This is a genomic window from Thermoanaerobaculia bacterium, assembly GCA_018057705.1.
In the GTDB taxonomy this organism is placed as follows: Bacteria; Acidobacteriota; Thermoanaerobaculia; order Multivoradales; family JAGPDF01; genus JAGPDF01.
In genome coordinates, this window is sequence record JAGPDF010000082.1 from 1 (window position 1) to 20,071 (window position 20,071).

Genomic DNA, 20,071 nt, shown 5'->3' on the forward strand with positions numbered 1-20,071 from the left:
CGAGAAGCGCCGAGATCGTCCGCCGCGCCGCCTCGGGAGCGAGATCGACGACCAGATCGAGGTCGACGGTCAGGCGAGCATGTCCGTGCAGGACGACCGCCAGCCCGCCGACGACGACATAGCGTCCGCCCTGTTCGTTGAGCCGCGCCAGGATCGGCTCGTAGATCGACATGCCCAAGAGTATAAAGGCGGCAAGTCTCTCGCGCTGGAGAGGGCGCGGTCCCGGCCTCACCCCCCGGAGCTCCATTGCCGCCAGCTGCTCCGCGTCAGCATCGGCGCCGACAGGAACGCCGCCGCGTCGAGGCGATCTGAGATGGTCTGGAGCGAGCCGCCGACGCCGTGGCGCGCCTTCGACGCTGTTGTGACATCGTCGTTCCGGAGTCGGGTTGCGGTTGGCTTAGACGAAGGGGAAGAAACCGTGACAGTTACCGATTCTTCACTCACGGCAGAGTGGACGATCGGTATCGCGGTGGGTAGAAGTCGGCAACTTTCACCGGATCCTCCTATCGCCGCCGCACCTAGCGACGGCTCGCCCGCGGGCGTCGGTGGTTCTGGGCGAGCGGGCTCCTGCGTTCCTCGGCGCTCCGTGGGCCCCTCTCCTCCCATCTCCGCGCCTCCGGTGCTCGGTGCCCGCTCGCCCGGGAGTGGTCCGGGAGGGCGAGCCTTGGTGGCCGCTGGGGATGGCGGGGACCTGACGGGGAAAGCGGTAGGATGATGTCGGTTCTTCCTATGGCTGCGGAGGCGTGACGATGCTCTGGTGGGCGTGGCTGCTGGTCGGGTTTCTGCTGGTCGCCGCCGAGTTGCTGACTCCTGGCGGGTTTTACCTCCTCTTCTTCGGGCTCGGCGGCATCGTCGTGGGCCTCCTCGGACTTGCCGGGATCGTACTGCCGGCGTGGGGACAGTGGCTGCTGTTCTCGGCGCTCTCGATCGGGGCGACGCTGGTCTTCCGCAAGCCCCTGCTCGACTGGCTGCAGAAGCGGATGCCGCAGCCGCAGGCCGACGATCTCCACGGCGAGATCGCGACGCCGGTCGAAGGGATCCTCCCCGGCGCGGTCGGCAAGGCCGAGCTGCGCGGCACACCCTGGAACGCCCGCAACGCCGCAACGCGGCCGCTCGCCGCCGGCGAACGCTGTCGCGTCGTCGGCATGGACGGACTGCAACTTCTCCTGGAGCCTGAAAACCGATGACCTATCTGCCGCTCTTTCTCGCCTTCGCGGATGCGCAAGAGAAGAATCCGCTCGCCTCGCTCCTGACCATGTCGGTGATCGTGCCGGTGGCGCTCGCGCTCCTGGTCCTCATCGTCATCGCCAAGACCGCCGTCGTCGTGCCGCAGCAGTCGGCCTACGTCGTCGAGCGGCTCGGGCGCTACGCCGGTACGCTCGGCGCCGGCTTCCACTTTCTCTTTCCGTTCATCGACATCCTGCGCTACCGCCTGTCGCTCAAGGAGCAGGCGCTCGACATCCCGGAGCAGATCTGCATCACGCGCGACAACGTCCAGGTCGGCGTCGACGGCGTGATCTACCTCAAGGTGATGAACCCCGAGCGCGCCTCCTACGGCGTCCAGGACTACTTCTTCGCCATCTCGCAGCTCGCCCAGACGACGCTCAGGAGCGAGGTCGGCAAGATCGACCTCGACCGCACCTTCGAGGAGCGCTCGCACATCAACGGCCAGGTGGTCTCCGAACTCGACAAGGCGTCGGAACCCTGGGGCGTCAAGGTCCTGCGCTATGAGATCAAGAACATCGTGCCGCCCAAGGACGTGCTCTCGGCGATGGAGAAGCAGATGCGCGCCGAACGCGAGAAGCGCGCCGTGATCCTGACCTCCGAGGGCGAACGCGACGCGCGCATCAACGAGGCCGAGGGCGAGAAGCAGCAGGTCATCAAGGCTTCGGAGGCCACCCGCCAGCGTCAGATCAACGAGGCCGAGGGCCAGGCCGAGGCGATCCTCGCGGTGGCGAGCGCCACGGCCGAGGGGTTGCGTCGGGTCGCCGAGACGATCCAGAACCCGGGCGGCCGCGAGGCGGTGCAGCTGCGTGTCGCCGAGCAGTGGGTCGCCCAATTCGGAAACCTCGCGAAGTCGACCAACACCGTCATCGTCCCGGCGCCGGTCGGCGATGTCGCTGCCATGATCGCGACTGCCATGAACGTCTTCGCCGAGACCAAATCGCGGGCCTGAAGCAAGGCGTCCGGCCCCGCTTCGAGAGAAGGGGGCCGGCAGCGTCCGGCTATTCTCCCAGCGCCGCGTAGCGGACGAGGTTGAAGCGCGTCGTCTGGGCGTCGCGCATCCTTTTTCCGATCGCCTCGTGGAGGCCGGGCTGCCAGTCGGTCCAGCGGGTGAAGAATTTCTCGGCAGCGGCGGGGTCGCCGCCCAGCTGCAGGGCGATCGACTCCTCGAGCAGGCTCGCGACCGTCGCGGCGTACTTCTCGTCGTGGATCTCGAGGAAGCCGTCGGCGGTCGTCGTCAGCAGCCCCTTGTCGAGGAACCAGTTGAACTGCACCAGCTGCATGAGCTGATACGGCTGGTCGCGGCGCGGCCGGTTGTCGTTCAGAACCCGGAGGATTCCGCTGGCGCGCACCGCCGCGAGACGTTCGGGCGTCGCCAGACCGCGGTCGGCGAGCTTCTGCATCGCGAAGAGCGACACCAGATCGGACTTCATCTCCTCGACCGCGTCGGCCCAGCTCGCGAGCGCCGGATCGAGCTCACGCCCGTCGCGTGTCCACTCGGGCCCCAGATAGTGCCCGATCTCGTGCCAGAGGGTGCGTTGGAAGCCGCCGCTGCCGCCGTCACCGCCGAGCCCGCCGCGCGACGCCGGCGCGATCGCCGCGTTCCAGCGCCTTTGCGCGTTGGCGAAGAGATCGGGGTTCTTCATGATGTTGGCGCGCATCAGGATGATGCGGCCATAGCGGCGCGAGAACAGCGGATCGTTCGGGAGGTTCGTCGCCGTGTTCGTGCCGCGCGCCTGCCCGAAGTCGGCGATCACCTCGTAGACCCCGATCGGGATCTCCGGGCGCACCCGCTTCTTCGGTGAGTAGGGCAGCGCATCCTCGATCTCCTGCAGACTCCCGAGCGACTTCGCGAGCTCGGCGGTCGCCGCTTCGTCGCGCAACAGGAGGCTCATCGACGGAAACGCCTTCACCCCGAAAAGCGCGTCGTCGTAGGTCTCGTACGAACCGATCTGGGCGTTCAAGCGGCCGAAGCGCCCGGTCACCCAGGCGGCGTCGCCGCTCTCGTAGTCGTTCGACAGCAGGTCGCGGGCGCGGTTGCGGAGGTAGCCCGCGAACTCGGCGTCGTCGGCCGCCACCGCGTCGGCGGCGTGGAGGAGAGAAAGATAGGCGGTCGTGAGCGGACGCGCCCAGGCCACGGCCTGCGGCACGGCATAGAGCACCTTCGGGTCGGGATGCTCGGCGAGCGCCGCGAGCTTGCCGACGAGGAACGGGTGGAGCCCGGCGACGAGCGGCACGCGCTGCAGCGTGTCGAGATCCGCGGCCAGGGCCTCGGCGGTGGCGCGCCGCACGACGGTGCGCTCGCCCAGAATCGACGGACGCTCCGCCGGACGGGCGGCGAGGAAGGCCTCGACCTCGACGGCGGTGATCCCCGCAGGATAGACGTTCTTGCCCGGCGTCTCCGCGGCGACGGCGAGGAACGGGACGCGCCGGTTGTCGAGGGTGGTGGCGATCGGACCCTGGAAGAGCCGGAAGAGACGCGCGGCGTCCGACTCCACCGGCGCCTCCGCGGTTCCGGCGGTTGGGGTGCGGGCCTCGTCGAGCAAACGGAGGCGTTCGCGCTCGGCCTCGGGGTGGCGGGCCTCCTCGTAGAGGCGCTGCAGGATGCCGCCGACCTGGAGGAGATGGTTCACCGCCGCGCGTTCCCCGGGAGTGAGGTGCGCGAGATCCGGCGCGAGGCGCAGCGTCGCCGTCTTCTGCAGGATCGCCGCCCTCTCTGCCGGGGCGAGGGTGGGGGTCGGCGTCGGAGGCGCGACCTGGGCGGCGGGCTCGGCGGCGCCGAGGAGCGTGGCAGCGGCCAGCGGGGCCAGGCTGAGGGCGGCGAGGAGCGGAGCTCTCATGGCTTTCCTTTCGTCTTCGCATGCGCGAACAGGTAGTCGGCGGCGACCTGGGCGTAGGCACGCACGCCGGTCGGGAGCGCCGACTCGTCGACGTAGAACAGTGGTGAGTGGTTGCCCGCCGCGGTGGCCAGCCCGGCCGGCGGAGTGATGCCGAGAAAGAGGAAGACTCCGGGCACTCGCTGGGCGTAGAGCGAGAAGTCCTCCGATGCCGTGATCTTCGATGCCTCGCGCACCCGCGCGGGCGCCACGCGCTCGAGCGTCGGGAGGAACTGGTCCACGAGGCGGGCGTCGTTGGCGGTCACCGGATAGCCGGGTTCGAAAGTCACTTTGGCGGTGGCGCCGTAGCCCTCCGCGACGCGCTCGACCATCCGCCGCATGCGCTTCTCGAGGTCGGTGCGCATCGCCTCGTCGAAGGTGCGCATCGTGCCCACGAGCCGGGCGCGATCGGGGATGATGTTGCTGCGCACCCCGGCGTCGAACTGGCCGACCGTGATGACGACCGGCTCGTGGGTGAGGTCGGACTCGCGCGACACCAGCGTCTGGAGCGCGGTGACGATGGCGCTTCCGGCGACGATCGGGTCGATTCCGGACCACGGCTTCGAGCCGTGCGCCTGCCTGCCCTGGATCTCGATCTCGAAGCGGTCGCCGGCCGCCAGCAGCGAACCGCGGCGGTAGCCCAGGAGACCGCTCTCGAGGCCGGCGAAGGCGTGGATGCCGAAGACGGCGTCGACCTTCGGATCGTCGAGCGCCCCTTCGGCGATCATGCGCTCGGCGCCGGCGATCCCTTCGGCGGCCGGCACGCCCTCTTCAGCCGGCTGGAAGAGCAGCACGACGCGCCCCGGCAGGCGATCGCGCAGGCCGGCCAGAACCTCGGCGGCGGCGAGGAGCATCGCGGTATGGGCGTCGTGACCGCAGGCGTGCATCACCGGCACGGTCTTGCCCTCGTAGGTGCCGGCGGCGCGACTCGCGAACGGCAGGTCGACCTCCTCCCGGACCGGCAACGCATCCATGTCGGCGCGCAGCGCGATCGTCGCGCCCGGAAGCCTTCCGGAGACGACCGCGACGACGCCGGTACCGGCGATCGGGCGCGGCTCGAGCCCCATCGCCGCGAGGCGCGCGGTCACGAACTTCGCCGTCTCGACCTCGCGACCGGAGAGCTCGGGGTTCTGATGCAGGTGGCGGCGCCACTCGATCAGCTTGCCCTCGACCGCCGCTGCCCTGCGGTCGATCTCGGCGGCGAGGGGGCTGGCGACGGCCGGGCGCGCGGTATCCGCGCCGGCGCCGAGCGCAGGAGGCGGGGTCGCGAGCTGGAGCGCGAAAAGACCAGTAAGGGAAAAGAGCAGGCCGGCGCTGTGGCGGGTCGGGCTGGGCATTGGGGAAGGCTATGACAGATGCGTCTCTGTCCGATCGGAGGTCTGTCTTGAGGCAGTGGCGTCGACGGCCGGTTGCGGCTAGGGTTGCGGTACTTCACTGCAGGAACTCAACCGGGAGGTATCCATGTTCCAGAGGCATCTGGTCATCGCCATGCTTTTCGTATCGGCATCGCAGGGCGCAGTGGTCGCCGAGGGCGGCCACACCATCGAAGGGCTCGGCGCAGTCTCGTTTCCGGTGAGCTGCCGCCCCGAGCTCCAGCCGGCATTCGAGCGCGGGGTCGCTTTGTTGCATTCCTTCGAGTACGTCGCCGCGCGGGAAGCTTTCGAGAGAGTGAGCGCGGACGACCCGGCCTGTGCGATGGCGCACTGGGGGGTCTCCATGAGCCACTTTCACCCGCTCTGGGCCGCGCCGACCGCCGCGGAGCTCGCGGCGGGGCTCGCGGCGAGCACGCGCGCGGCCGAGCTTGCCGGCGCCGCTCCGGCCAGCAGGGGCACCGAGCGGGAAAGCGGATACATCGCGGCGATCGGCAGCTTCTGGTCCGACGCCGCCGCGGCGGACCACAAGACCCGTACAGCCCGCTATCGCGACGCCATGGCGGCGCTTTCGCTGCGATTCCCCGAGGATGCCGACGCGGCGGTCTTCCACGCCCTGGCGATCCTCGGCACGGCGCCGCCGGCCGATCCGGAGCACAGGATGCAGAAGCAGGCGGCGGCGATTCTCTCGAGCTGGCTGCCCAGGCTGCCGAATCACCCCGGCATCACCCACTATTCGATTCACGCCTTCGATTCGCCGGAGCTCGCCTACCTGGGTCTCGACGCCGCGCGCCGCTATGCGCGCATCGCCCCGGCGGCGGCGCATGCGCTGCACATGCCGTCGCACATCTTCGTCCGGCTGGGACTCTGGCCGGAGACGATCGCATCGAACCTCGATGCGGCAGCGTCGGCGCGCGCCGCGATCGCGCGAACCGGTTCCGGCAGGGTCGCGCTCGAGGAGCTTCACGCGCTCGACTATCTCGAGTACGCCTACCTCCAGGCCGGGGACGACGAGCGGGCGCGCGCTGTCGCCGAACAGGTGGCGCGAACGACGTCGATCGAGGCGGCGGTGCTCCAGGCGACGTACGGCCTCGCCGCCATCCCGGCGCGATATGCACTCGAGCGCCGGCAGTGGTCGGAGGCCGCGGCTCTCGAGCTGCCCACGAACCTCGGCGTGGACTGGGCGAAGTTCCCGCAGATGGCGGCGATCAACTCGTACGCGCGTGCGGTCGGCGCGGCGAAGATCGGCGACCTGGTCGCCGCAGGGACTGCGCTCTCGGAGCTCGCAGCGTTCCACCAGAGCCTGGTGAAGGCGCCTCCTCCGGGGCCCTACGACTGGGCCGCGAGCGTCGAGTCGCTGCGGCTCGCCGCGGCCGGTTGCCTCGCGCAGGCGCGCGGCAACACCGCCGAAGCGTTGACGCTCCTCCGGGCGGGCGCCGATCTGGGGGACAAAGTGGGCAAGCACCCGGTGACGCCCGGCACGGTCCTGCCGCAGCGCGAGCTCCTCGCCGACCTGCTGCTCGAGCTCGGCCGGCCGCGCGAGGCGCTCGCGGAGTACGAGGCCAGCCTCGGCGTCGCCCCCAACCGGCTCCACGCGCTGGCTGGTGCCGCGCGTGCCGCCGATCTTGCGGGTGAGGCCAATCGAGCGCGCACCTTCGCCAATCTGGTGGCGGCGCTCGCGAGCCCGGCGTCGACCCGGCCGGAGGTCGTGGCGGCGCGCGCTCTCGTTGGCAGGTAGCCCGGGTTCGAAGGTGGAGATCGGGAGAGCTGAAACCGGCCGGAGTCCGGGGCATCCAACAGGGGAGAAGAGGAGCCCGACCGATGAACCGATCGCGAGCTTTCACGCTGTGGCTGTCCCTGTCTGCCGTCCTTCTGGCCGCCGCGCCGGCCGCGGCCCTGACGCCAATCAACAAGACGCTCTTCGGCGGCCTGGCGATCGACGGCTACGACCCAGTGGCCTACTTCACCGATGGCAGGCCGATCGAAGGCAGCAAGGAGCACGCGTTCGAATGGAACGGCGCCACCTGGCGCTTCGCTTCTGCCACGCATCGTGAGCTCTTCGTCCGGGAGCCGGAGCGCTACGTCCCGCAGTACGGCGGCTACTGCGCCTGGGCGGTCGCCCAGGGCTATACCGCCGACATCGATCCCCAGGCCTGGAGAATCGAGAACGGCCGGCTCTACCTGAACTACAGTCCCGACGTGCAGAAGAAGTGGGCGGCCGACATCCCGGGGAATATCGCCCAGGGGGACGCGAACTGGCCGAAGCTGCTGGCTGGCGACTAGGGGGAGATCTGGAGGCGGAGGAGAGAGCCGCAGCGGACGAGCCCGCGCTGCTCGCTGCGCTGCGCAGCGGCGACGCGCGAGCCTACGAGGCGCTGGTCGAAGGCCACGGCGGACGCATGCTCGCCGTCGCGCGGCGCATGCTGCGCCATGACGAGGAGGCCCGGGACGCGGTCCAGGAGGCCTTCCTGCTGGCCTTTCGCGGCCTGCCGAAGTTCGAGGGTCAGAGCCGTCTGGGAACCTGGCTGCACCGGATCGTGGTCAACGCCGCCCTGATGCGGCTGCGCAGCCGCCGGGCCCGTCCCGAGGAGTCGATCGAGCCGCTCCTGCCGACCTTTCACGATGACGGGCATGCGACCCGCACCTACCGGGAATGGCCCGAGAGCGCCGAGCAGCTCCTCGAGCGCGCCGAAGTGCGGAGCCTGGTGCGGCAGGCGATCGACCGCCTCCCGACGACCTACCGCACCGTCCTCCTGCTGCGCGACATCGAGGAGCTTTCGACCGGAGAGGTCGCGGAGGCGCTGGGCATTTCGGCGAATGCGGTGAAGATCCGTCTGCACCGGGCGCGGCAGGCGCTGCGCGAGCTGCTCGACCCGCACCTCGAACAGGGGGAGGCATGAGATCCCGCATCGGAAAGACGCTCCACTCGCGCGGCGAGGAGTCCCTCACCTGCGAAGAGGTGCTCACGTTCCTGCTCGACTACCTGTCGCGGGAGCTCCCGCCCGACGAGCAGGGGAACTTCGAGCGCCACCTCGCCCTCTGCCCCTCCTGCGCCGCCTACCTCGCGACCTACGAGGCGACGGTCCAACTCGGCCGGGAGGCGCTGCGACGGGAGCTCGAGGTCGATCCACCGCCGCTCGACAGCGAGCTCACGCGGGCGATTCTCCAGGCAAGGTTCTAGCGCGCGTGGGACGAGCGAAGCGGGGGCAGCGTTGAGCGGCGAGGCGGCGATCCGCCGCGCCGTGGAGGGCGATGCCGCAGCGCTCGCGGCGCTCGCCGAGCGGACCTTCGTCGACGCCTTCGGCGCCCGCAACCGGCCCGAAGATCTGGCGCTCCACTGCGCGGCGAGCTACGGCGAGTCGATCCAGCGCGGCGAAATCCTCTCGTCCGAGATCGCGACGTGGGTCGCCGAGGATTCGCACGGACTGACCGGCTATTTCCAGCTCGCGTGGGATGCGCCGCCGCCGGGCGTCCGCGGCGCACGGCCGATCGAGATCCGGCGCTTCTACGTCGACGCCCCCTGGCACGGCCGCGGCCTCGCGCAGCGCCTCATGGCCGCGGCCCTCGAGATCGCCGCCGCGCGCCCCGCCGATGTCATCTGGCTCGGCGTCTGGGAGGAGAATCCGCGCGGCATCGCCTTCTACCGCAAGTGCGGTTTCGCTGTCGTCGGCGCGCACACCTTCGTCGTCGGCACCGATCCGCAGCGCGATGTCCTCATGGCGCGCAGAGCCGGCCGCGATAGCGTCCCCTAGGGCTTTCGCGCCGCGCGCGGCCCGGAGCGCCCTGATAGCCTACGCGCCGCATGGCGAAGGGAACCTCCAGGGCGGCGCGCAGCGGACGGCAGAAGCCGGCCGATCTCTACGAGGCCTACCTCGCCAGCCGGCCCGAGTCGGACCCCCGGCTGCTGCTGCCGCGCAGTGCCCTGCCGCTCGCTCGCGGCGCCTTCCTGCTCCACGGAGTGCTGATCGAGGAATGGTCGGCGGCCTGGCTCGCCGCTTTCCTCTTCGCCGAGTTCTTTCTCGTCCTCCGGCTCGCCGTGCTGGGGGATCGCTTCAGCACCGGGCGGAAGATCGACCCGGACCTGCATCGCCGGAGCCCGCTCGTCGCCCAGATCTTCTGGCTCTCCTTGAGTCTCGCGGCGGTCGTTTTCGCGGGCCAGGCGCTCGACCGCTCCACGCGCGGCGCCTGGTTCGGTCTCGCAGAGGGCGGGGCAGTCTGGGCCTGGCCGAGCGCGGGGGTTGCGGTCTATCTCGCCCTGCTCCTCGCGGAGTTCGCCTTCGACCTCGTTGTTGCGCGGCGCGAGCGCCGCACGTTCGCTCCGGCCGGCGCCCTGCGGGCGACGTTCTTCCTGGCCGCGCTGCTGGGCCTCACCTTCTTCGGCATCATCGCCGCGGGCTTCGCCGGCGAGTGGTTCGGAGACACGGGGGTCCGCGCCGTCGCCGCGACGGTGCTCGTCCTGGCGCGCACCGGCAGCGACCTCGCCGTCCTCTGGTTCCCGCTCTGGGGCCCCGGCCGGCTGGCGAAAGTCGCGGCGCAATCCCGCTCGCAAAGCTAGCGCGGAGCGATGGGAGCGCACTGATAGCCTACGCGGCGCATGCCGGCCTCTGCCAAGCGAGCGAGCGGGCGGCGGGCGCCGGCGGATCTCGGCGTCGCCTATCTCGCACTCGGACCCGAATCCAACCCGCGTATTCTGCTGCCGCGCAGCGCCCTGCCCCTGGCGCGCGGCGCTTTCCTCCTGCACGGCGTCCTGGTGCAGGGCTGGTCGGTCGCCTGGCTCGTCGGCTTTTTCTTCGCCGAGCTTTTTCTCGTCGTGCGGCTGGCGGTCGTCGGCGACCGGCTGTCGGGCGGGCCGCAGATCGAACCCGAACTGCACCAACGGCAGTCGTTGGGTCTGCAGCTGGTCTGGCTCGCGATTTCGCTCGCGACCGTGGCCTTCGCCGGGCAGGGGCTCGACCGATCGACTCGCGGCGCCTGGTTCGGGCTCGGCGGGGGAGAGGGTCTCCTCGCGACGCCGAGCTGGGGAGTGCTCGCCTACCTCGCGATTCTCCTCGGGGAGTTCGCGGTCGATCTCGTCGCCGCACGGCGGGCGAAACGGACCTTCGCCCCCGCCTCCGCCCTGCAGGCGACTTTCTTTCTCGTGGCCACGGTCCTCATGTCGTTCGTCGGCATCCTTCTGGTCGGCGTGGCGCACGGAGGATTCGGCGAGAACGGCGCGCGGTCCATGTTCATCGTCCTGCTGGTCGTCGCGCGCACGGGGAGCGACCTCGGTGTGCTCTGGTTTCCGCTCTGGGGACCGGGCCGCCTGACCCCCAAGCCACAGGCACCGCCGCCAGCGGGCGCCGACGGACCGCGAACCGGTCATTGATAGGATCGGCCGCCTGCGGCGGGCGATTCGCCGCGCCAATTGAACCCTGAACACCAAGGAGAGATCCGATGACCCGAGGCTTCCGCAACCTGATCGTCCTCGCCGCCGCCGCCGCCGTCTTCGTCCCCGCCTTCGCCTCTGCCCAGGACCTCCACCCGTCGCGGCGCAAGAGCCCGCTGGGCATGGAGCGGACGATGGTCGGCGACGCCTACGTCAAGGTCACCTACGGGCAGCCGTACAAGCGCGATCGCGACAACATCTTCGGCACCAAGGAGAGCGGCGCGGTGGTGCCCTACGGCGAGGTCTGGCGGACCGGCGCCAACGAGGCGACCGAGATCACGGTCACCAAGGACGTCATGATCGCCGGCAAGAAGCTCGCGGCGGGCACCTACTCGCTGTTCACGACGCCCGGCGCCGAGAGCTGGAAGTTCCACTTCAACTCGCTGCTCGGTCTCGATGGCACCGGCTACTACGACGCGGTGGCGGAGAAGTTCACCCCGGCCGATCTGCCCAAGCATGACGTGCTCGTGGTCGAGGCGAAGCCGGCGACTCTCGCGGCTGCCAACGAGGTCGACCAGCTGACCTTCGAATTCGAAAAGACGCCGGCCGGTGCCGACATGGTCCTGCGCTGGATCCGCACCGAAGTCCGGCTGCCGCTCGCCGCCGCCAAGTAGGTCCGCTTCCGACTTCTTCTCCAGGCCGCCCGGGAAACTGCGGGCGGCCTGGCTGCATCCGGATCGCCCGGGAAACTCCGGGCGGCCGGAATGCATCGAAAGTGCGCTGGTGGATCGGCAGTCTCTGCTGCCGGCGAATGCGCCGGGAAGGGAAAACCGATGTTCGACTTTTCCGACAAGGTAGCGGTCGTGACCGGAGCCTCGGGGGCGCTCGGCAGCGTCGTGGCCCGGCGGCTCTACGACGCCGGGGCGCGCCTCGCGCTCGTTGACCGCGAGACCGGGCGGCTGCCCGCCCTCTGGCCGGAAGTGGAGGCCGATGCCGCAGGCGCCGACCGGCTCGCCTTCCACGCCTGCGACCTCGCCGCGGCGGCGCAGGTGTCGCGCACCGTCGAGGAGATCCTGGCGCGCTTCGGGCACATCGACCTGGTGTTCAATATCGCCGGCGCCTATCGCGGTGGCGAGACGGTCGAAGACGCTCCGGACGAGAGCTGGAAGCTGCTCTGGGAGGCCAACTTCCTCTCGGCGCTCCACGTCTGCCGCGCGGTGGTGCCGCGGATGCGCCGGCAGGGCGGCGGTGCGATCGTCAACGTCGGGTCGAAGGCGTCGCTCGGAGGGGAGGCCGGAGTCGCGCCCTACAGCATCGCCAAGACCGCGGTCGTGCGCCTGACGGAGAGTCTGGCCGCGGAGGTGAAACGGGACGGAATCCGCGTCAACGTGGTACTGCCCGGTACCCTCGATACGCCGGCCAACCGCCACGCGATGTCCGATTCCGATCCGCGTGCCTGGGTCGCGCCCGAGGCGCTCGCCGACGCGATGCTCTTCCTCGCATCGCCGCAGGCCCGTGCCGTGACCGGTGCGGCGCTCCCGGTCTTCGGTCTCGGCAGTTAGGGTTTGCCGGAAGCTACGGAGCGAGAACCAGGGTGAGGCCGGAGTCCGCCGGCGCGAGGCTCACCACTTTGATTCCCCGCTGCGCGAGATCCACCACGACGTGGATCTCGTTGCCGGTCGCGGTGACGTGGAAACCGGTGCGCACACCGCGCACCAGGGTGCCGGCGCCTTCGGGTGCGCGCGGCGCCGCGCCGCGGTAGGGGTTCGCCATTCCCTTGAGCTTGATCAGCACGCGCGGATTCTCGCCGCCGATCTCCGAATAGCTGAAGGATCCGGTCCGGAAGGCCCCGTCGCCCACCAGCACGAGGACCGTCTCGCCGGCCGTTCCGGCCGACTGCCGCCACTCGATGCCGGTCAGACGCTGTGCCGGCGCCGCAGCTGCAGAGGCAACATCTGGCGACGCGTTGGCAGGCGGGGTAGCCGGGGATGCCGGCGCCGAAGCCGTCTCGGCCGGCGCTGCCGGAGGTCGTGGCGGCTCGTCAGCGGCCAGCGCGGTCGCGGCATCGGCGGCGAGGTCGGACGCCGCGGCGGCCGGCCGCTCGACCTCGGAGTCGAGGGCGTCGGGCTCTTCGGTTGCGGCGGTCGAGGGGCCGGTCGCGAGCGGTGGCGCCGCCGCGGGCGAGACCGCGTTCGGATCGACACCGACGGCCTGCGCCAAGGTCGTGCCCGGTTCCGGCGCCGCTGTGAGCGGCTCGGGCCTGCGGGGGGCGGGCGCCAGCGGCTCCTCGCCCGGCGCCTCGCTGGTGGATCCTGGAGCCCCCGCGTCGGCGGTGAGCCGATCTCCTCCCCACTGTTGCCAGGCGAAGTAGCCGCCCCCTCCGACGAGGGCGAGAATCAGCCATACCAGCCAGCGCATCGAGCCCCCGCGTGCGCTCGAGGCGGCCGCCGCGGCCGCCATCGAAGGCAGCGGTGCCTCCTCGCGCAAGGCCTCGCGCACGATATCGGCGGTCTGCGCGTCGGCCTCGTCGAGCGGTGAGAAGACGGAGAAGGCCCGCCTCCCATCCGCCGCTGCCGGATCCGGGCGTTCCGCCCGCCCGGGTGCGCCCTGGTCGGGCGGGGTCGCGGATCGCCCGGGCAGCGGGGCGCGTTGCGGCAGGCGTTCGAGTGCGGCGAAGTCGAACGGCTGCGAGTGCGATTCCGTGGTCAGGGCCGGACCACGGTCCGCGTCGTCGAGCCCGCTGTCGAGGCCGTCGGGACGCTCCCGGAAGGGCGCCGCGGCGGAGGCCGGCGCCGTCGGAAGAACGTCGTAGGACGCAGTCCCTGCGGCGGCGGCGGTGGCGGCCGCAGCGTCGACGCCGGCGGTCCCGCGGGCGGCCGGGGCATCGGTGCCAGCGGTGGTCGCGGTGGCGCCAACGGGCGCCTCGTCGGCGAAGGGGAAGCCGTTCCCGTCGAGCAGGGAGTCGTCGGCGAGCGACTGCTCCAGATATTCGAACAGGGCCTCGGCTATGTGATCGCGACTCTGGCTGTCGAGCTGGAGGAAGCGGATTCCGACGCCTGCCGGCTGGCCGGGGCCGAGGTACTTCTCGCGCACCCAGACGACCTCGCCGGCACCCTGGACGGGCTTCCTGTCGGCGCCGAGGTTGAACTCGAACACCAGCTGCGTGCCGAGCGGCGGCGGCGCCGGATGCTTGACGAACATGCCGGTCGCCGAGACGTTGGCGGCGAAGCCGTTCTGGTAGGCAACCGTGCCTTGAAAGTGCAGGCGCACGACCGCGTCGAGCGGCATGCGGGTCGAGCGCTGGAACTCACCGGAAACGTTGTCGTCGGACTCCATGGGCACGAGCTAGTTTATGCCGAAAGCTTTTCCCAATCCGACTCGTCGGCATCGAGAGCGATTGCCAGGCCGCCGTTCGATCCCGCGAAGACGGGATCCTCGACGATGGTCACCTTGCCACCCCCGACCTCGGCGAGCGTCTTCTCGAGCGCTCCGGCGAGCCCGCGGATGCGCGAGCCGCGGCCGGACAGGATGACGTTCTTGCGCACGCGCTCCTGGTACTCGGGCTCGACGGCGGCCAGGAGGTCGAGCATCGTCTCCGAGAACGGCGCCACCAGGCTCTCGCAGGCGAGGCGCATCTCCTCGGTGATGTCGACTTTCTGGGCCTTCCCCATGGCGGGCGCCTGAACGACGACCTTCTCCTTCTGCTCGCCGACGAAGCCGAACTCCTCCTTCCAGCTGCGCACCATGTGCTGCGAGAACTGGATGCCGGGATGGCGCTCGGCGATCAACTTGCCGAGCAGGTCGTCCACCGAGTCGCCCGCCCTCGTCAGCGTGCGCTGATCCTCTTCGGTCGGGTAGTGACCCTTCATGACGCAGAAGTCGGTCGTGCCGGCGCCGATGTCGATGATCAGCGTGTGCAGCAGGGCTTCGAGCCCGTAGGCCACCGCGAACGGCTCCGAGACGATGATCAGGCCGTCGACCATCCCCTTCATGACCTGGCGCAGCTGCTGCTTGTTGACGCGCAGCGTCTCGGCGGGGACCCCGACGACGGCGCGGACCTTGCGGTCCTTCTCCTCTGCGCCGGCGGCGCCTTCCGATACCGCCAGTCCGATCAGGTGCCCGAGGATCTCCTTGACCGCCGCGATGTCCTTCTCCGAGCCCTCCTTGATGAGGCCCTGCTCGAGGGGGCGATGGAGGTCGAGAAGGCTGCGGTTCTCGATCGCTTCGGCACCGATCAGCACCGATTTCTTGACCACCTTGCGCGCCACCATGTCGACCGGCCAGCCGACATAGCTGTCGACCACGAAGTGACCGCCGTTCGAGGTGGAAATCGCGCTCTGCGAGGTGCCCAGGTCGATGCCGACGGACAGGTACTTATCTTTGGCGCTCATCGATTCCCCTATCTTCCTGCCAGTTGTTCCGTGGCCAGAGAGTATGCCCGAATTCCATCGAAAAGCGCGCGCGCCAGGCGGTCGCGGTACTCCGGCTGCGCCAGGAGCCGCGCCTCCTCGGGACTCGCGAGCGAGGCGACCTCGGCCAGGATCGCCGGCATCTCGGTCTCGACGAGCACGAGGAAGGGGGCCGATCGCACGCCGCGGTCGCGCACCTCACGGCTGACTTCGCGCACCGCGCCGACCAGCCGCCGTTGCACGGCGGCCGCGAGGCGGCGGGATTCCTGCTGCCGGAGGTCGCTGTAGATGCCGTCGAGGAGCTGGCGCACGTCGGCCATCGAATAGCCCGACTCGCGGTTCTCGGCGCTCGCCAGCTCGGTAATGAACGGGTCGTCGGAGGGGCCGAGGTAGTAGGTTTCGATGCCGCGGTCGGCGCGCCCGTCCTTCAGCCAGTTGACGTGTATCGAGACGAAGAGGTCGGCGTGCGCCTGATTGGCGAAGCGGACGCGGTCGCGCAGAAAGAGCTTGCTGTCCGTGTCACGCGTCATCCGGACCTCGAAGCCGGCGGCCGCGAGGAACTGCGCGAGGCGCTGGGCGATGTCGAGCGTCAGGAACTTCTCGGTCAGGCCGACCGGGGTGCGCGTGCCCTCGTCGCCGCCGCCGTGCCCGGGATCGAGCACGATCCGCCGCACCGCCACCGGGAAGAGCCGGGCCGCCAGCCGGGTCGGGACGGTATCGGTTCCGAAGTCGGCCAGGAGATCGGGATCCAGCGGGCCCATGGCCTGCGCACCGGCCGTCGCGGCGCCCGGCTCCATCGGGCTCGCCGGGCCGCGCAGGGTGGCGTAGGGGGCGAGCGGCGGCAGTTGCGGCAGCGGAGCCGGCGCGAGCCCGGCGGCGAGGGTCGAGGGTGGGCTCGTGGCCGGCGCCGCCGGGCGAAACCAGATCGCCCAGGAGGCCGCAGCGAGGGTGCCGAGCCCAGCCAGCGCGAAGAGCAGCCAGCGGCCCACCGGAGGCTTGCGATAGAGCTTGTGTCGCGGCAGGTTCTGGATGGCGCGGACGTTCTCGTCCACCGCCCCCGAAAGCAGGCGGCGCTTGAGGCGCGGGTCGATGCCGCGTCCGGGAGGCGGGCCTGGAGTGTCCGGGGAGAGCGTCACGACGCCGAAAATGCTAGCACCACGAACTCGCTGGCCATACGCCGCCGGGGAGTCCGTCGGGCCGCGCGCCCGTGGACGAGCGCGCGGTCCCTACGCGGTGTTTGTCGGCGCGACCGGCGTGCCGCAGGCCAATCAGTCGGCGTTCTTCTGGATGCGCTGCAGGGCGGCGGCGAGGGCGCCCATGCCGGTCGTCTTTTTCGACGCCTTGAGGAAGGTCTGGTAGTCGGACTTCGAGCCTTCGAGGGTCTTGCCCTCGATGGTGAGCGAGATGCGCTTCTTGCGACCGTCGACCTGGGCGACCTGCAGCGTCACCTTCTTGCCGACGCCGTAAGTACGGCCGACGTTGGCGCCCTTCGGCAACCCCATCTCCGACGCCGGGAGGAGGCCGGTGAGGCCGGGCTCCAGCATGATGAAAGCGCCGAACTTCTCGATCTTCTCGACCGTGCCGGTGACTTTGGCGCCTTCCGGGTACTTGGTCTCGACGCCCTCCCAGGGGTTGCCCTGCGGCGTTTCACGCAGCGCGAGCGAGATGCGGCGTCGCGCGAGGTCGACCTCGCGCACCCAGCCTTCGAGCATTTCGCCGGGGGCGAGCTTCGGATCCTCCGCCTTCATCCCCGGCGCGAGCTGGGAGACGTGCAGCAGCCCTTCGACTCCCGGCTGGAGCTCGATGAACCAGCCGAACTCGGACTTGCGCATCACCTTGCCGGTGAACTTGTTGCCGTTGGCATACTGGGCCGCGATGCCCTCCCACGGATCGGGCTCGAGCGCCTTCATCGAGAGCGAGACGCGGTCGCCGCCCTTGGGCAGCTTGATGATCTTCGCGGTGACCTCGTCCCCGACCTTGAGCACTTCGTTCGGGTGGGTGACCCGGGTGCGCTTCAACTCGGAGACGTGGATCAGGCCTTCGATCCCGCCGAGATCGACGAAGGCGCCGAAGTCGGTGAGCGAGATCACCTTGCCGGTGACGGTCGAGCCGACCGTGAGGGCGGCGCGGGTCTCGGCGGTCTTGTGGGCGCGCTCGTCGCGCAGCACGGCGGCATGCGAGACCACGAGCCGATGACCCTTCTCCTCGACCCGCAGGACGCGGAAGAGAAAGCTCTGGTCGAGATACTGCGCCGGCTCCTTCGGAGCTCCCAGCTCCATCGAGGAGCGCGGACAGAAGGAGGTGATGCCGTCGACCACGACGTGGAAGCCGCCCTGGTTCCAGCCGATGACCTTGCCTTCGACATAGGCCTGGTTGGCGATCGCCGCCTGCACGATCTCGCTCGGCACGAGGGCGAGCTCCTCCGGAGTGGGAGCGACGAACTCGTCGACCGACTTGCCGGCCGGACGATGGCGCTTCTCCCGCGGCTTGCGGTCCGCCTTGTCGCCCTTGGGCCGGGCTCCGGCCTTCTTGGCGCGCGGCCCGGCCGCGGTCTTGGCCGGCGCATCCTCGGCGGCAGGGGCGGCAGGCGCCTCTGCGGCAGCTGCGCCATCGGTCGAGCCCGTCTCCTGGGCGGCGGACTCCGCCGCGACCGGCTGCGAGTCGGCGGCGACGGCCTCGGGGGCTGCCTCTACGGCGACCACGGATGAGGAGGGAGTCGCTTCCGCGGGGGTCTCCGGGGCATCGGACGCGTCGGGGGACGTTTCAGGCGTGACTTGGCTGTTCTCGAGCTCGGACATGCGGGACTCCGTCATGCAAGTTTCGGGGCGATTCCGGCGAAGGCCTCCGGGGAGGCACGGCTTGCCCGGAGAATAGCGCAAGAAGCGCGCGGAGCGAAGCCAGCCCGGGGAAGCCGCCCGGAGGGGCAGTGGAGGCTAGACTGGGGGCCTGTGCAGGAGCCGACGCGATTCGCCTGGTTCGTCACGCCGCACGGGTTCGGCCACGCGGCGCGCACGGCGGCGATCGTGGAGGCGCTGGGGCGGCGCCTGCCGGAATGCGGCATCGACCTCTGGACTTCGGTTCCGGACTGGTTTTTTGAAGAATCGCTCTCCGTTCCGTACCGCCGTCACGAGGTGGTGTGCGACGTCGGCCTGATCCAGAAGAGCCCGGTCGAGGAGGATCTGCCGACCTCCCTTGCGGTGCTCGCGGAGTTCTGGTCGGCCGCGGAGCGCTTCCGGATCCGCGAAGTGGCGGCGGCGGTCGCCGCCTCCGGCGCCTCGTGTGTGGTCGCCGACATCGCGCCGTTCGGCCTCGCGGTCGCGCGCGCTGCCGGCCTCCCTGCCGTGCTGATCGAGAACTTCACCTGGGACTGGATCTACGAACCGCTGGCGGCGACCGAGCCGCGGTTCTCCGACTGGGCGGCAAAGCTGGCGGCGATCTCTGCCGGGCCCGATCTCCATCTCCAGCTCGAGCCCTGCTGCCGGCCTGCCGCCGGAGCGCTCCTCGTGCCGCCCGTGGCGCGTACGCCGCGGATGGACCGGGGGGCGATTCGGGAGCGCCTCGCCATCCCGCCCGGGGATCGGATCGTCCTGGTGAGCTTCGGCGGCGTCGAGCACCGGCTGACGAGCCTCGGCCCTCTGGCCAGGCATCCAGGCACGACCTTCGTGCTTCCGGGGGGGAGCCCGGAAGAGCTCTGGGAGGGCAACCTCCGCCTGCTGCCGCACCGCTCGCCGATCCACCACCCCGACCTCGTCGCCGCCGCCGACCTGGTGGTCGGCAAGCTCGGCTACTCGACCGTCGCCGAGGTCGTGACGGCGGGCGGCCGGATGCTCTATGTGCCGCGCAGCGGTTTTCGGGAATCGGCCGAGCTCGCGCGCTACCTGGAGGCTCGCCTGCCCGCCGAGCCGATCGCCATGGCCGAGCTCGAAAGCGGCGACTGGGTGGGCCGGCTGCCCGGGATCCTGGCGCGCGCCCCTTCCGCCGCAGTGGACGGGAAGGGGGCCGCGATCGCGGCGCAGCGTATCGCGCAGTGGTGGGCCGGTCGCGGCGCAGTCGACTAGCGCCGGCCGGCGGTCTGCCGGCCTGCCTCGCGGGCGGCGGCGCCTCAATCGTCGAGATCGTCCGGATCTTCGGGTTCGCCCACCGTCTCCGACCAGGCCGAGCTGGCGCCGCCTTCGAAGCCGTCGCGGAACATGCCGCTGTCGAGGCGGATGACCCGCCCCGGCGAGGGCACGCCGTCGGCGGTGAGCGCGAACATCAGGTAGTGGCCGGGCGGGGCGAGGCGCGGGTCGGCCGGCGCGGTGACGACGAGTCCCTGTGCCCCGGGCGTGACGGCGAGGCGCAGGAAGCGCTGGTTCATGTCGAAGCCGTGCGTGACCGAGCCGAGCCGCACCCAGGTGATCGCCGCGACCGCCGTCTCGGGCGCGAAGAGGGGCGCGAAGTTCTCGCCGTAATGCACCGCGCCGGGGGCGGAGAGGATCGACGGGCGGGGCCCGCGGAAGAGGTAGGGCGGAGAGAAGAGCTGGCCATCGAGATGGTTGGGGTCATCGTGCTCGCTGTCGCGCGGGTGGCCGCCGCCGGCGGCGAGGACGCGGCCGTCCGGGAGCAGCAGCGCGACCGAATGGTAGAGGCGCGGGACGGCCATCGCGGCGAGCGTGGTCCAGGTCTCGGTCGCGGGATCCCAGAGCTCGGGAGCGAGGACGGCTCCGGTCGAGTTGTTGAAGCCCGCCGCGGAGCTGCCGCCGGTCGCGAGCACCGTGCCGTCGGGGAGGAGCGTCAGATTCAGGTGGCGCCGTGCTGCCGCCATCGGCTGAAGCTCACGAAAGGCAG

19 protein-coding genes are annotated in these 20,071 nt (G+C 70.6%); 12 read left to right on the forward strand and 7 right to left on the reverse strand.

The annotated features are described in order from the left end of the window. Window positions 1–749: 749 nt before the first annotated feature. On the forward strand, window positions 750–1,187 hold the full coding sequence (locus KBI44_18220) for an NfeD family protein (GenBank protein ID MBP9146421.1): 438 nt from the start codon (window positions 750–752) through the stop codon (window positions 1,185–1,187). A 68-nt stretch (window positions 1,188–1,255) separates the two neighbouring features. Continuing rightward, window positions 1,256–2,176 carry a paraslipin gene (locus KBI44_18225; protein MBP9146422.1) on the forward strand — a complete coding sequence of 307 codons (921 nt, stop codon included), beginning with the start codon at window positions 1,256–1,258 and terminating at the stop codon, window positions 2,174–2,176. Window positions 2,177–2,225: 49 nt separating this feature from the next. Here the strand turns inward: KBI44_18225 and KBI44_18230 are convergent, their stop codons facing one another. Further along, a complete protein-coding gene (locus tag KBI44_18230; protein ID MBP9146423.1) occupies window positions 2,226–4,064 on the reverse strand; it encodes an NUDIX hydrolase in 1,839 nt (612 codons plus the stop codon). After that, complete coding sequence (locus KBI44_18235; GenBank protein ID MBP9146424.1) at window positions 4,061–5,437, reverse strand: amidohydrolase; 1,377 nt, start codon at window positions 5,435–5,437, stop codon at window positions 4,061–4,063. Before KBI44_18235 ends, KBI44_18230 begins: the two co-directional genes overlap by 4 nt. A 124-nt stretch (window positions 5,438–5,561) precedes the next feature. Between KBI44_18235 and KBI44_18240 the strand changes: the two genes are divergently transcribed. The 9 genes from KBI44_18240 to KBI44_18280 all read left to right on the forward strand — a co-directional run bounded on the left by KBI44_18240 (window position 5,562) and on the right by KBI44_18280 (window position 12,397). Next, window positions 5,562–7,208, forward strand: coding sequence for a hypothetical protein (locus KBI44_18240; GenBank protein ID MBP9146425.1), 1,647 nt, complete (start codon window positions 5,562–5,564; stop codon window positions 7,206–7,208). Window positions 7,209–7,315: 107 nt separating this feature from the next. Beyond that, the gene (locus tag KBI44_18245) at window positions 7,316–7,753 is read left to right on the forward strand and encodes a YHS domain protein (protein ID MBP9146426.1); all 438 of its coding nucleotides are present in this window, start codon (window positions 7,316–7,318) and stop codon (window positions 7,751–7,753) included. Between the two features lie 8 nt (window positions 7,754–7,761). Then, entirely contained in the window at window positions 7,762–8,370 is a 609-nt protein-coding gene (locus KBI44_18250) for a sigma-70 family RNA polymerase sigma factor (protein MBP9146427.1), read from the forward strand. Continuing rightward, complete coding sequence (locus KBI44_18255) at window positions 8,367–8,651, forward strand: zf-HC2 domain-containing protein (protein MBP9146428.1); 285 nt, start codon at window positions 8,367–8,369, stop codon at window positions 8,649–8,651. Before KBI44_18250 ends, KBI44_18255 begins: the two co-directional genes overlap by 4 nt. A 49-nt stretch (window positions 8,652–8,700) precedes the next feature. Next, entirely contained in the window at window positions 8,701–9,222 is a 522-nt protein-coding gene (locus KBI44_18260; protein MBP9146429.1) for a GNAT family N-acetyltransferase, read from the forward strand. 50 nt (window positions 9,223–9,272) lie between these two features. Beyond that, window positions 9,273–10,025 (forward strand): hypothetical protein, encoded by a 753-nt coding sequence (locus KBI44_18265; GenBank protein MBP9146430.1) that lies wholly within the window; start codon window positions 9,273–9,275, stop codon window positions 10,023–10,025. Window positions 10,026–10,064: 39 nt separating this feature from the next. Then, window positions 10,065–10,835 (forward strand): hypothetical protein, encoded by a 771-nt coding sequence (locus KBI44_18270; GenBank protein MBP9146431.1) that lies wholly within the window; start codon window positions 10,065–10,067, stop codon window positions 10,833–10,835. A gap of 68 nt (window positions 10,836–10,903) precedes the next feature. Further along, window positions 10,904–11,509: a DUF2911 domain-containing protein gene (locus KBI44_18275; protein ID MBP9146432.1), complete on the forward strand. Its 606-nt coding sequence runs from the start codon at window positions 10,904–10,906 to the stop codon at window positions 11,507–11,509. Window positions 11,510–11,668: 159 nt separating this feature from the next. Then, entirely contained in the window at window positions 11,669–12,397 is a 729-nt protein-coding gene (locus KBI44_18280; GenBank protein ID MBP9146433.1) for an SDR family oxidoreductase, read from the forward strand. Window positions 12,398–12,410: 13 nt separating this feature from the next. On the opposite strand, the gene KBI44_18285 is transcribed toward KBI44_18280, so the two are convergent. The 4 genes from KBI44_18285 to KBI44_18300 all read right to left on the reverse strand — a co-directional run bounded on the left by KBI44_18285 (window position 12,411) and on the right by KBI44_18300 (window position 18,042). After that, complete coding sequence (locus tag KBI44_18285; GenBank protein ID MBP9146434.1) at window positions 12,411–14,171, reverse strand: PilZ domain-containing protein; 1,761 nt, start codon at window positions 14,169–14,171, stop codon at window positions 12,411–12,413. Window positions 14,172–14,185: 14 nt separating this feature from the next. Further along, complete coding sequence (locus KBI44_18290) at window positions 14,186–15,226, reverse strand: rod shape-determining protein (protein ID MBP9146435.1); 1,041 nt, start codon at window positions 15,224–15,226, stop codon at window positions 14,186–14,188. Window positions 15,227–15,234: 8 nt separating this feature from the next. After that, a complete protein-coding gene (locus KBI44_18295) occupies window positions 15,235–16,380 on the reverse strand; it encodes an N-acetylmuramoyl-L-alanine amidase (GenBank protein MBP9146436.1) in 1,146 nt (381 codons plus the stop codon). A 132-nt stretch (window positions 16,381–16,512) separates the two neighbouring features. Next, complete coding sequence (locus KBI44_18300) at window positions 16,513–18,042, reverse strand: S1 RNA-binding domain-containing protein (protein MBP9146437.1); 1,530 nt, start codon at window positions 18,040–18,042, stop codon at window positions 16,513–16,515. A gap of 150 nt (window positions 18,043–18,192) precedes the next feature. On the opposite strand from KBI44_18300, the gene KBI44_18305 reads away from it, so the two are divergent. Then, window positions 18,193–19,302, forward strand: coding sequence for a hypothetical protein (locus tag KBI44_18305; protein ID MBP9146438.1), 1,110 nt, complete (start codon window positions 18,193–18,195; stop codon window positions 19,300–19,302). A gap of 44 nt (window positions 19,303–19,346) precedes the next feature. Here KBI44_18305 and KBI44_18310 read toward each other — a convergent pair. Beyond that, a partial coding sequence (locus tag KBI44_18310; protein MBP9146439.1) for a DUF1929 domain-containing protein occupies window positions 19,347–20,071 on the reverse strand: 725 nt, incomplete at its 5' end.